At 61.5% G+C, this 12,030-nt stretch carries 13 protein-coding genes; 8 read left to right on the top strand and 5 right to left on the bottom strand.

The genetic code is table 11. The annotated features are described in order from the left end of the window. Positions 1-13: 13 nt before the first annotated feature. The 7 genes from LNV06_RS13500 to glcF all read left to right on the top strand — a co-directional run bounded on the left by LNV06_RS13500 (position 14) and on the right by glcF (position 7,010). Entirely contained in the window at positions 14-502 is a 489-nt protein-coding gene (locus tag LNV06_RS13500; protein ID WP_263538813.1) for a retropepsin-like aspartic protease family protein, read from the top strand. Next, the gene (locus LNV06_RS13495; RefSeq protein ID WP_263538812.1) at positions 502-1,464 is read left to right on the top strand and encodes a TraB/GumN family protein; all 963 of its coding nucleotides are present in this window, start codon (positions 502-504) and stop codon (positions 1,462-1,464) included. The genes LNV06_RS13500 and LNV06_RS13495 overlap by 1 nt, the downstream gene beginning before the upstream one ends. A 76-nt stretch (positions 1,465-1,540) precedes the next feature. Beyond that, entirely contained in the window at positions 1,541-2,362 is an 822-nt protein-coding gene (locus LNV06_RS13490; protein WP_263538811.1) for a PhaM family polyhydroxyalkanoate granule multifunctional regulatory protein, read from the top strand. Positions 2,363-2,512: 150 nt separating this feature from the next. Then, positions 2,513-3,988: an FAD-linked oxidase C-terminal domain-containing protein gene (locus LNV06_RS13485; RefSeq protein ID WP_263539136.1), complete on the top strand. Its 1,476-nt coding sequence runs from the start codon at positions 2,513-2,515 to the stop codon at positions 3,986-3,988. After that, positions 3,942-5,069 (top strand): glycolate oxidase subunit GlcE, encoded by a 1,128-nt coding sequence (gene glcE, locus LNV06_RS13480; protein ID WP_411970116.1) that lies wholly within the window; start codon positions 3,942-3,944, stop codon positions 5,067-5,069. Before LNV06_RS13485 ends, glcE begins: the two co-directional genes overlap by 47 nt. Next, positions 5,056-5,748 carry a class I SAM-dependent methyltransferase gene (locus tag LNV06_RS13475; protein WP_263538809.1) on the top strand — a complete coding sequence of 231 codons (693 nt, stop codon included), beginning with the start codon at positions 5,056-5,058 and terminating at the stop codon, positions 5,746-5,748. Before glcE ends, LNV06_RS13475 begins: the two co-directional genes overlap by 14 nt. Then, positions 5,748-7,010: a glycolate oxidase subunit GlcF gene (gene glcF, locus LNV06_RS13470; protein ID WP_263538808.1), complete on the top strand. Its 1,263-nt coding sequence runs from the start codon at positions 5,748-5,750 to the stop codon at positions 7,008-7,010. Before LNV06_RS13475 ends, glcF begins: the two co-directional genes overlap by 1 nt. 235 nt (positions 7,011-7,245) lie before the next feature. On the opposite strand, the gene pssA is transcribed toward glcF, so the two are convergent. The 5 genes from pssA to LNV06_RS13445 are packed head-to-tail and all read right to left on the bottom strand — an operon-like array spanning position 7,246 to position 10,939. Continuing rightward, positions 7,246-7,863, bottom strand: a complete 618-nt coding sequence (gene pssA / locus LNV06_RS13465) for a CDP-diacylglycerol--serine O-phosphatidyltransferase (protein WP_263538807.1) — start codon at positions 7,861-7,863, stop codon at positions 7,246-7,248. 42 nt (positions 7,864-7,905) lie between these two features. After that, a complete protein-coding gene (locus tag LNV06_RS13460; RefSeq protein ID WP_263538806.1) occupies positions 7,906-9,024 on the bottom strand; it encodes a nucleotidyltransferase domain-containing protein in 1,119 nt (372 codons plus the stop codon). Beyond that, positions 9,006-9,923 carry an HprK-related kinase A gene (locus LNV06_RS13455; RefSeq protein WP_263538805.1) on the bottom strand — a complete coding sequence of 306 codons (918 nt, stop codon included), beginning with the start codon at positions 9,921-9,923 and terminating at the stop codon, positions 9,006-9,008. Before LNV06_RS13455 ends, LNV06_RS13460 begins: the two co-directional genes overlap by 19 nt. Continuing rightward, the gene (locus LNV06_RS13450) at positions 9,920-10,177 is read right to left on the bottom strand and encodes an HPr-rel-A system PqqD family peptide chaperone (RefSeq protein WP_263538804.1); all 258 of its coding nucleotides are present in this window, start codon (positions 10,175-10,177) and stop codon (positions 9,920-9,922) included. Before LNV06_RS13450 ends, LNV06_RS13455 begins: the two co-directional genes overlap by 4 nt. A gap of 60 nt (positions 10,178-10,237) precedes the next feature. Beyond that, positions 10,238-10,939, bottom strand: coding sequence for a hypothetical protein (locus tag LNV06_RS13445; protein ID WP_263538803.1), 702 nt, complete (start codon positions 10,937-10,939; stop codon positions 10,238-10,240). A gap of 294 nt (positions 10,940-11,233) precedes the next feature. Here LNV06_RS13445 and LNV06_RS13440 point away from each other — a divergent pair, with 294 nt between their 5' ends. Continuing rightward, complete coding sequence (locus tag LNV06_RS13440) at positions 11,234-12,022, top strand: substrate-binding periplasmic protein (protein WP_263538802.1); 789 nt, start codon at positions 11,234-11,236, stop codon at positions 12,020-12,022. Positions 12,023-12,030: the final 8 nt, after the last annotated feature.

The raw sequence follows: 12,030 nt of genomic DNA, 5'->3' as shown, positions 1-12,030 counted from the left end.
GCATCGTAGCGGCATGAGTCAACACAAAGAACTGCCCAGCAGCCTCAAGCTGCTGACCATCTGGGCGCTGATCTTTCTGCTGGTGTTCCTGGGTTTCCAGGCCTGGGAGCGTCAGCGCCAGCAAAGCCGTTTCGCCCTCAACGCCGGTGAAATCGTTTTGAAGCGGGCGCCCGACGGGCACTTCCACTGGCCAGGCGAGGTCAATGGCCACGCCGTCGATTTCTTGGTGGACACCGGCGCCACCGCAACCGCCCTGCCCCAAGCCTTGGCCGAGCGCGTGGCACTGCGGTCCGAAGGCCAGGTCAGCTCCAGCACCGCCGCCGGCATCACCCAGGGCTATCTGGCCCGTGCCAGCATCCGGCTGCAAGGCGGTGTGAGCGCCGAGCAGTTGCCAGTGACCGTCTTGCCCGCCTTGAGCGCGCCGCTGCTGGGCATGGACATCTTGTCCAAGCTGGAGTTCAGCCAGCAAGGCGGTGAGTTGCGCATCGCGGCGAGGCCTTGATGAAAAACTTGCTAAAAGCTTTCAGTGCCGCCCTGCTGCTGTGGGGCTCAGCGCAGGCCCAACCCCCAGGCACGGCCTGCCCGCCACCCGTCTTGCCTATTGCTGAAGCTCCGGGAGAACAGAGCGCCGCGCCCCAAGATGTGGGCCTGCTCTGGCGTTTGCAGCGCGATGGCCGAAGCTCCTATCTCTACGGCAGCATGCACATCGGCCGCCCGGCCTGGGCAAGACCTGGCCCCGCGCTGCAAAAGGCGCTGCAAGAGGTCGATGTGCTCGCCCTCGAGCTGAACATCAGCGACGCCCACACCCAGGCGGACCTGGCCCGCAGCAAACGGGCAGACCGAAACGCATTGCCAGCCAAGTTGCAAAGCCGTTTGGACGCGCAGGTCAGCGCCGCGTGCCTGCCAGCCAAGGCCTTAGCGGCCCTGCACCCGATGCTGCAGCTCAGCACTTTGACGGTGCTCGCCGCCCGCTGGGACGGGCTCGATATGGCCTATGGACAAGAACTGATGCTGAGCAGCCAGGCTCAAGCGCGCGGCATGCCCATCGTTGGCCTGGAGCGGGCCGATGACCAAATGCAGGCCCTCTTTCCCAAAGACAGAAAGTCCTTGCTGCGCAGCTTGGACGAAGGCTTGCAACAGCTCGAACAAAATCGCGTGCGCCCCGCCGTGCTGCGCCTCGCGCGCGCCTGGGAACAGGGCGATCTCGGTGACCTACAGCGCTACGAACAATGGTGCGACTGCGTGCAAAGCGAGGACGATCGCGCCTGGTTGGGGCGCTTGAACGATGGACGCAATCCCCATTTGGCCGCCGGCATCGCAGCCCTGCATAGCAAGGGCCAAAGTGTCTTGGCCGCTGTGGGTGCCTTGCATATGAGTGGTCCGCAAGCCTTGCCCAAGCTGCTGAGCGAACGGGGCTTTAGGGTTGAGCAGATCCATCCGCCGCCAACGACTCCCCGGCGCTGATACAGCTCGACGCATCGGTGGGCGTACCATCCAGCCGGCAGCGATCCATGCACCCCAAAAACCCTCAGGAGACCTCATGGCAGACAACGCATTCAGCAAATTCGTCCCGGGCTTTGATTTTTTGCAGGGGCTGGTCAAGAACGCCGGCGCGGCCATGCCAGGCATCGGCCAATGGGTCGCGCCCACGCTCAACCCCGAAGAGCTGGGCAAGCGCATTGAAGAGCTGCGCACGGTGCAGTTCTGGCTGGAGCAAAACGGCCGCATGCTGGGTGCCACCATCCAGGCGCTGGAGGTTCAGCGCATGACGCTGTCCACCTTGCAATCGATGAATGTGCCGCTGGCCCAACTCAGCGATGCGCTGAAGATGCCCAGTGCGGACGCCGCACCCATGGCTGCCTGGCCGGGCGTGCCGCCCGAGATCATGGCGGCCGCGGCCAAGTCCATGACGATGCCGGCTGCCGCCGCAAGCGCTCCCAGCGCCAAAACTGCCCCTGCACCCGCCACCGCACCCAGCGCCGCCGCTTCAGCCAAGGCCAAGAAGGGCGCGTCGCCTTCAGCGGCTCCGGCCCTGGCGGTCGACCCTATGCAATGGTGGGGCGCTTTAAGCCAGCAGTTCACCCAGCTGGCCGCCAATGCGATGAAAGACACGGCCACCGATGCCGCCAAGAATCTGGCCGGCAGCATCGTCAAACAATCTTTTGACGCCGCCGGCGAAACCCTGCGCAAGGCAGCCACGGTGCCCGGCGCTGTGGCCGGCTCCATGGTGGACACCATGGCCAAGACCTTGGCCCCCAAAGGTACAAGCCTGGGCAAAACGCCGAGCAAGGCAGCCACCAAGACCAGCGCCAGCAAGCTGGCGCCTCGCACGACCGCAGCAGCGGCGAAACGCAAGACCTGACCCTCACAGAAGGATCGCTGGGGAATCAGCGCATTCAGCTTGACGCAAGCCTGGGCAGGCTACAGTCCTCACAGGAGATCACGCCGATTGAAACCTGCCGCCGCCCGTTCTTCCTCTGCTGCCCACGCATCCAGCGCCAGCACAGCGACCGTGGACCCCGCTCAGCGCAGCCATGCGCAGGCTCGGGTGATCCAAGCACTGGCCGAGGCTTTGCCGGCCCATGCGCTGCTGTGGCACAAGGAGGACACCACGCCTTATGAGTGCGACGGCCTGACGGCTTACCGGCAGCGCCCGCTGGTGGTGGCCTTGCCGGAGACCGAAGCGCAGGTCGCGTCGGTGCTGCGCATCTGCCATCAGCTGCAGGTGCCGGTAGTGGCGCGCGGTGCCGGCACAGGGCTATCGGGCGGCGCCATGCCGCATGCTTTGGGCGTCACACTGGCATTGGCCAAGTTCAAAAAGATTCTGCAAATCAACCCGGTGGCGCGTACCGCCACGGTGCAATGCGGGGTGCGCAATCTGGCCATCTCCGAAGCTGCGGCACCGCATGGCCTGTATTACGCCCCAGACCCGAGCAGCCAAATCGCCTGCACCATTGGCGGCAACGTGGCCGAGAACTCCGGCGGCGTGCACTGCCTGAAATACGGCCTCACCTTGCATAACGTCTTGCGGGTACGGGGCTTCACGATGGAAGGCGAAGCGGTGGAGTTTGGCTCCGAGGCGCTGGACAGCGCCGGGCTGGACCTGCTGCCGCTGATCGTGGGCAGCGAGGGCATGCTGGCGGTCATCACCGAGGTCACCGTCAAGCTGGTGCCCAAGCCGGCGCTGGCGCGCTGCATCATGGCCAGCTTCAATGACATCCGCCAAGCCGGTGCGGCCGTGGCCAATATCATCGCGGCGGGCATCATCCCTGCGGGCTTGGAGATGATGGACAAGCCGATGACGGCGGCGGTGGAAGACTTTGTCCACGCCGGCTACGACCTGGAGGCCGAGGCGATTTTGCTCTGCGAAAGCGATGGCACGTCGGAAGAAGTGGCCGAAGAGGTCGAGCGCATGCTGGCCGTGCTGAGCGAGAGCGGCGCCACACGCTGCGAAGTCTCGGCCGATGAGGCGCAGCGTCTGAAGTTTTGGAGCGGCCGCAAGAATGCCTTCCCAGCCTCGGGCCGCATCAGCCCCGACTACATGTGCATGGACTCCACCATTCCGCGCAAGCAGCTCGCCGCCCTGCTGCTCGCGATTGCCGAGATGGAGAAGAAGTACCAGCTGCGCTGCGCCAATGTTTTCCACGCTGGCGACGGCAATTTGCATCCTCTGATTCTGTTCGACGCCCGCGACCCCGATCAGCTGCGCCGCTGCGAGGCCTTTGGCGCGGAGATTCTGGAAACCAGCGTGGCACTCGGTGGCACGGTCACCGGCGAACACGGCGTGGGTGTGGAGAAGTTGAACTCCATGTGTGTGCAGTTTTCTGCCGCCGAGCTGACGCAGATGCACGGCGTCAAAGCCGCGTTCGACCCGGCTCAGCTGCTCAACCCCGGCAAGGCCGTGCCCACCCTGCACCGCTGCGCCGAGTACGGCCGCATGCATGTCAGCCGCGGGCTTTTGGCCCACCCTGAACTGCCGAGGTTTTGACGTGCAACTGACGCAGATTCAAAACCAGATTCGCGAGGCTGCCACACGCGGGGCGCAACTGGAGATTCGCGGCCATGGCAGCAAGGCCTTCTACGGCCAGACGCCGCTCGGCGAGCCCTTGGAACTGAGCGGCTTCAGCGGCATCAGCAGCTATGAACCCAGCGAGTTGGTGGTGACGGTGAAGGCCGGCACGCCCATCGTGGACTTGGAAGCCGCACTGGCCGAGCAAGGCCAGCACCTTGCCTTCGAGCCGCCCCGCTTTGGCGGCCGCGGCACGGTGGGCGGCATGGTGGCCAGCGGCCTGAGTGGCCCGGCCCGCGCCAGCGCCGGCTCGCTGCGTGACCATTTGCTGGGCCTGACCCTGCTGAACGGGCAAGCCGAGCTACTCAGCTTTGGCGGCACCGTCATCAAGAATGTGGCCGGCTATGACGTGGCGCGATTGATGGCAGGGGCCATGGGCGTTCTGGGGCCGATTCTTGAGGTTTCGTTGAAGGTGCTACCGCTGCCGGTGGCCCAGGCCACCTTGCGCTTTGAGCTGAGCCAGGCTCATGCCTTGAACCAACTGAACCGCTGGGGCGGCATGCCCTTGCCGATCCAGGCCAGCGCCTGTTGGGATGGCGCCTTGGTGCTGCGCCTGGCCGGCGCCGAGGCGGCGGTGCGTTCAGCGATTCAGACCCTGGGCGGAGAAGAAATCCCCGATGTCTTGGCTCTGCCCTTTTGGCGTGGGCTGCGCGATCACAGCGATGAGTTTTTCGTCGGAGCCGCACGCGCGGTACAGGGCGGCGCGCAGCTCTGGCGTTTGTCGCTGCCGCAGACGGCGCCCGTCTTGAATCTGCACGGCGAACAACTGGTGGAATGGGGTGGCGCGCAGCGCTGGGTCACCACCGCGCTGCCCGCAGCTCAGGTTCGCGAAGCGGCGGCCAGCCACGGCGGCCACGCCACCTTGTTCCGCAGCCACGACAAAAGCGTTGGCGCCTTCGCCCCCCTCACTGGCCCGCTGCTGCGCATTCACCAGCGGCTGAAGGCCTCCTTCGACCCGCAAGCCCTGTTCAACCCAGGCCGACTTTATGAGCAACTCTGACCCCATCGCCCAAGCCTCGACCGAGCAACACATGCCGCGCTACTACGCGCAGCGCGCCAGCGAGTACGAGCGTGTATTCGACCGCCCGCATCGCCAGGCCAATATCGCCACGCTGCAAGCCTGGCTTCGCGCCCAATTCTCCGGCCGCCGGGTGCTGGAGGTGGCCACCGGCACCGGCTTCTGGCTGCCCGCCGCCACCGCCGAGGCGCAGAGCTGGCAATGCACCGACATCAACCCCGAGGTGCTGGCCGAGGCCAAGGCCAAACCCTTGGACTTTGAGCGGGTGAAGTTCCAGTTGGCGGATGCCTATGCGCTGGATCTGGTGGCGCCCAAGGCGCCCTCCCCTTTTGATGCGGGCTTTGCCGGGCTGTGGTTCTCACATGTGCCGGTTTCACGGCAGGCCGCTTGGCTGCAGCAATTCCATCAGCAATTGCAAGCGGGTGCACGCGTGGTGCTGATGGACAACCGCTATGTCGAGGGCGACAGCTCGCCAATCTTTCGCATTGACAGCGAAGGCAATGGCTACCAAATGCGCGAGCTCTCCAACGGCAGCCAACACGAGGTGTTGAAGAACTTCCCCAGCGAAGCGCGCATGCGCGACTTGCTCGGGGCGCAGGTGTCTGAGTTCGAATGGACCGAACTCGACTATTTCTGGACCCTCAGCTACCGCCTGCGCTGATGCAAACCCAGCTCGCTCCCGAGTTCCAAGGCACGGCCGAAGGTGCACAGGCTGAGGCCATCCTCAGCCGCTGTGTGCACTGCGGTTTTTGCACCGCGACCTGCCCCACCTACCAATTGCTGGGCGACGAGCTGGACGGACCGCGCGGGCGCATCTATCTGATCAAACAGGTGCTGGAAGGCGCTCAACCGAGCCGCAGCACTCAGCTGCATCTGGACCGCTGTCTGACCTGCCGCAATTGCGAGAGCACCTGCCCATCCGGCGTGCAATACGGCCAGCTGCTGGACATAGGACGCGGAATTGTGGAAGCCAAGGTGGAGCGGCCGCTGGCGGAGCGCAGCGTGCGCTGGCTGCTCAAAGAAGGCCTGACCTCGCCCGCCTTCAAACCCGCCATGAAGTTGGGGCAAGCCTTGCGCCCCTTGCTGCCCGCCAGCCTCAAGGACAAGGTGCCAGCGGCCACGCCCGCACGCGCCCATGACTGGCCGACACGCAGTCACCCCCGCAAGATAGGCCTGCTCTTGGGCTGTGTGCAGCCCAGCATGGCACCCAATATCAACAGCGCAACGGCCCGAGTCTTGGATGCCGCCGGCATTCAAACTCTGGTGGCCGACGCCGCCGGCTGCTGTGGCGCCATCCGCAGCCATATGAACGACCACGCCGGCGGCCTGGCCGATATGCGCCGCAATATCGACGCCTGGTGGCCGCTGGTCGAAGGCCTGACCACGGCTGGCAAGATCGAAGCCCTGGTGATGAACGCCTCGGGCTGCGGCGTTACCGTCAAAGACTATGGGCGCCTCTTGGCGGGCGACCCCGCCTACGCCGACAAAGCGGCCCGCATCAGCGCCATCACCCGCGATTTGAGCGAGCTGCTGCCCGATTTGGTTCAGATACTCAAACCCAAGCTACAAAGCCGGCCTGGCGCCAAACTGGCCTATCACCCGCCCTGCACTTTGCAGCATGGCCAGCAGTTGCGTGGCGGCGTTGAAACGGGGCTGCGCGAGCTGGGCTTTGAAGTGCAACTGGCCAGCTGCGACAGCCATCTGTGCTGCGGCTCGGCGGGCACTTACTCGGTCTTGCAGCCGCAACTGTCCAAGCTGTTACGTGACCGCAAGCTGGCGGCCTTGGCGCCCGTGCATGCCGAAGCCATCGTCTCAGCCAATATCGGCTGCATCCAGCACCTGCAGAGTGGCACTGAAACACCGGTGCGGCATTGGATCGAAGTCTTGGACCAAGCCTTGAACTCAAACTCAGGCTCTCACTAGTCGCGACATTGCGCACACTCGAGTGGACCAGTGTTGTTCGCATAGCGCGCAAACCAGGGCAAATACCAAGACCACTTGGACTCCAGCTTCACACAATAGCCAGCACAAACGATGGAGGGGAGGGTCGAGGAGACCCTCAAGCCAGCCAACTCGGCCCCGCCGAGTCAGCCAGCCAAGCAAAAGGCCGGATCGCTCATCAGAGCCATCCGGCCTTTTTTTGTCTGCGCACTCGAAGTTAAGGCTTGGGAATGCGGATGCGGCTGATCATCAAAGAGCCAGATACCGCGAACAAGAGCACCAATGGGTGCAGATAAAAGCCAGCCAGCTCAATCTTGCCGAACCACAGTTGCTCGCCCACGGCCCCTTGAGCCGCCGCCACCCACAAAGCCAGTACCAGGACCAAAGAGGTCGGGATCGGCGTGCCTTCAAAGTACTTGACCTTGTCGCCGCCCTCGCTGAGTGCTTCTGCCGTGACATTGAAGCGCGCCAAGCGCGACACGCCACAGGCGACGAAGAACACCAGAATCACCCGGTCGTACAAGCCCTGCATGCCGCAACCGTAAGCGATGGCCGCCGGCGCCACGCCGAAGGAAATTACATCGGCCAGCGAGTCCAGCTCCCGTCCCATGATGGAGGACTGCTGCCGCCACCGCGCCACGCTGCCGTCCAGCACATCGAAGACAAAAGCCAAGGGGATCAAAGCGCAGGCGTAGTAGATGTGTTTCACATCCCCGGTCTGCAAAAAACTCATCACCGCGAACAAGGACCCCATGCCGGCGAAAGCATTGGCCAAGGTGAACCAATCCGCGAGATGGAACTCGCGGATCATGGAGAAAGGTTTGGGTCGGGTCATGTCAATTGGGCCTTGCGAAAGAATCCAGGCCGATCACTCGCCTCAGGCTTGAGCGTCTTGCTCAGCTTCAGGGCTTGTAAAACTGCGAAGTATCAGTTTTCGGGCCAAATGATAAGCGAGCAGGTGGCTTGGCATCCGCAAGTAATGCGAGCGGATGTACAGGCCAGACAGTGCCAAATCGCTGCCAGGCAATTTACAGCTGGCATGCTGCGGGCGCAGGGCTCGCAAATACGCAAAGTCCAAGGCACGCGTCACCAGTCCTGACGCTGATTCAGCCTGGGTATTCAACAGCAAATCAGCGGGCAATGGCGTCCCGAGCAAACGTCGAACACAGCGCAGAGCAAGCCCCAAGACTTGTTCAAGTCCCAAACGCTGAGCACGACTCAGCAAACTCCGCCAGTCCATCGCCTCGCCACCCAGGGTCCGCAGCAAGACATCCAGGTCGACCAGGTCTCGCAGCCCGTTGTCGAACTCACCCTCATGAAACAAGTGAGTGGCACTGTGCAACAACATGGCTTCTGGGCTCAGCACGAACACACCAGCTTGACCCTCCACCGGCACTAGATCTTCAAACAGTGCCTGCGAATTGATCTTGGTGCTCGCCGTCGGCGGCAAGATGGTGTGATGCACATCCAGTGTCGTTTGACGCCGCATATGCATCAACGGCGGCAACTCATGCATCCATTGGCGGTAATAGCGGCTGTCGTAAGCATCCAAGTCACCGAACTGCCAGCCATTGACCATCAAGGCCGCTTCCACTTGGCCCAAATGCTGCTGAGGCACCAGGATATCCACATCCGAGAACATCCGACCCGCGGCAGCGGGATGTGAAGACAGCAAATAGGCTGCGCCCTTGAGCAAGACCAGCGGCGCATCGACTGCCGCCAAAGCCTTGCGGATATGACCCACCTCATTCGCCACGGCGGCCGACTGTCGACGGACCAACACTAACGCTGATTCAAAATGAACCCAGGCACAACTCGGCACTTGTGCTTGTTGGCCGCTGCTTTGAAGGCGCAGGCCCAAGGTAGCCAGAAGATTTGCGCGGCGCGCTTGTCTCACCAACAGGTCCCAATCCGAGAGGCTCAATGCGCTGCAGGAGGCGGGATGCAGCAAAGCCGAGACAAGCAAGGGAGACGGATTTATTTGATGGGCCGACATGCCAGCTCCGCAAAAACTTCGGCCGCCTGATTCAAATCGCTGTATTCGAACTGGAAGGTCTCACAACTGTCCACCAAACGACCCAGCGCGCGAAAACCTTGTTCACCATGGATGTCGTAATTAAAAGACTGCTCGGCAAGCGTCATGAAACTCTGAGCTCGCTCCATGGGACGCAAGCTTGCTGAAGACCCGGCTACATACTTAGGCAACACGATCCAGGCCGCTCGAGCCGGCTCCAACACCCGACGCACGGCTTCCGCGGGCGCTTTCATCAGGGCGACAGTGCCCTTGTTGGTATTGGCTACAGACCGTGTCAACACCGCCTGGTCAGCAAATTTCCGAATGACTTCAATCGACGCGTTTTTCAGATTGACGGGTCGCGCCATGCCGTAAATCAGGCCACTTTGCATGTCCAGCAAAGCCAACTCGTCCGACAGCAATCGCCAACCACGATGCACCAAACCCGCACTCAGGGTACTTTTACCCGAGCCCGGCGGCGCAGGAAGCACTACCGCGCGGCCATCGCGCTCAATCGTAGCGGCGTGAATCAACAGGTATTGATGGGCATGCGCAGCCACACACCAATTCAGCCCCCACTCCAGCATGGTGAAACACTGATCCTGCGGAAGGGGAACAAAAGATCGAGCGCCGTCAAAGGAGAACTCTGCTTGAGGTTTGAACCAACGGCGCAATCCACGTGAGCGCAAAATCTCAACATGGAAATCACAAAACCCAAGATCTGGCTGCAGCGAAAACTCGCTGTACATCGCAGCCAGATGCAAGGCAAGGTCATCTACATCAGAGCGAATGCGAACTGAAAATGGAGGCATGGTCAAAGCCAAACCACCGGTCTCCAATCGTTGCCGCATGTCGGCCACTGAAAGCTCAGACAGCTTCAAACGGCTTGTTCCAGCAAGAAACCGACCTCTGCCAAGCGTGGCATATGCATTTCCAAAACCTGGCTCACATCCGCTCCGCTCAGTAACTCGGGATCGGCTTGATCGAGCAGCCTCTGTCGGATTTCGGTTTGGGTAAGGCCATCGCCTTCCATCACTTCAGCCAGCAACAAGGCAAACACACTGAGCAAATGCGTATCACCGGAACTGGCATCGAAAAATACAAAATGGTCCTCGCCTTCCCAGGCCAGGACCATGTCTTTCAACCGCTCAGGCAGTCGCCACTTCGTCACGCTAGCTGTATGCCTCGACTGAAATCAAGCCAGCCAATTGGCCTTGAGATATTGCTTGATATTGTCTGCAGTCCAAGCAACCGTCGAATTGGTCGGCTTGAATAGGCCCGCCCCCAACTTGGCCATTTGCTGCGTCATGTCGGTTCCGTTCGAAACGGTGCACTTGGCAACGTCTTTATTGGGTGCATACAGGGCGTTCAAACGTGCAGCAATCAAATAGGCCCTGTAATCGTCCCCTGAAGCCAGTCGGGCAAGAGCAGCGTTTACGGTATCGGTCGAAGTAACACCAGTCAAACCCAAGGGAAAGATCTGGCTGATCTTCAGATTCGCCTTCGTGTACGTCGCAGTGTTCTTCGGAGACGCAAAAGCCAACTTACCCGCAGCAGTCCAGGGCTTGACGGTCAGATTTGTCCCTGTGCAGGTATCCGCAACCCAATTGGTCAGATACCAGCATTCGGTACCTTGCAACTGCTTAGCCTCCGCCCGAGCCTTCACACTGGCGCCGCCATTCAACAAGATGGCTGAACCCCAGGCTGAAGTTGTATTGCAGTGCCAAGCCATCACCGGCCGGCTGCTCAAAGTCAGTGAAACCGGCACTGCGCTGGCGCCGATTTTCATGAAACGGCGGCGCCGCTGCATTGCGGCAGCGTGAGCCTCGGCGGCAACGCCGTGCTCGGATGACGCATTGGCGTCAGTCTGCATATCGTGTTCGTTACGAGTACTCATTGGTGGATTCCCTTGTCCGTTGGCTCAATCTGCCCTGTAGCGAATGCTAACGGACCGCCCGGTTTTCATACGTGGAGTGTTCCACACAAACCTTCTCAAAGAAACACTGCAGCCCCCCTTGAACAGGTGGAGCCAATCGGCATGGGCCACTCACCCCTAACAATGACACCTCATTCTTAGACCGAAATCGGCCAGGCAAGGGCGCCGGTTTTCAAAGAAAATCCTGCGGTAGGTCAAAATACTGCAATAAACAAGCCAAGATGGCTGAACTCGAGTTCCAGGAAAGGTGTTGGCATGCATAGATCGCGCTTGCGCCTACTGGCAGCGCTGTTGCTGGCGAGCGTGAGCCATGCATTGTCTGCACAGGTACCCCTCAACGAGGCAAGCGATGAGGCGGTACTGGTCTTGTTAGAGCCTGTCCCCCCCTTCTCCTATTCGGACGCCAATGGCCGACCCCTCGGCTACGCCGTGGAGTTGATGGAAGAGCTGATGCGGCGCAGCGGTCTGCGCCACCGGGTTGAGTTCAATAGTTGGGCTCGAATTTATCAACGCGCCCAGACTCACAACAGGACGCTGATCGTCAGCATGGCCCGTTTGCCGGAGCGCGAGGCCTTATTCCACTGGATTGGTCCAACGGCAGCACGAAAGGTGTACCTGTACCGTTTGAAATCTAGAACCGATGTCCAGCCCAAAACCTTGGAAGCTGCCAAGGCCTACAAAATCGCCGTCGTGCGCGAAGACGCGGCCGAGCGAACGCTGCTGACCCATGGATTCGAATTTGGCACCCATCTGGACCGCAGCCCCGACCACGCAGCCATGCTGCGTAAGCTCTTCATTCAACGCGATGAATTGGTGGCGGCCAACAGCACCGTGGCTGCCGCAGTGATGGACAAGCTGGGCTATGACTTCAAGCAGATTGAGCCGGTGGTGAAGCTCTCTGATGTCAGTCTGTTCATGGGCTTGGCGCGCATCGAAGGCAATCAGACGCTGTATGTCAAATTGCAACTTGCATGGGACAGCATGCGGCGCGACGGCACAGTGGCTGCGATTGCCGCACGCCACCCCTTCGTCGCGCTCGAATAAATCACGAC

Source organism: Paucibacter sp. Y2R2-4 (genome assembly GCF_025717535.1).
In the GTDB taxonomy this organism is placed as follows: domain Bacteria; phylum Pseudomonadota; class Gammaproteobacteria; order Burkholderiales; family Burkholderiaceae_C; genus Paucibacter_A.
The sequence above is the reverse complement of the archived record's forward strand: the minus strand, read 5'-3'. Positions and strand labels throughout refer to the sequence as shown.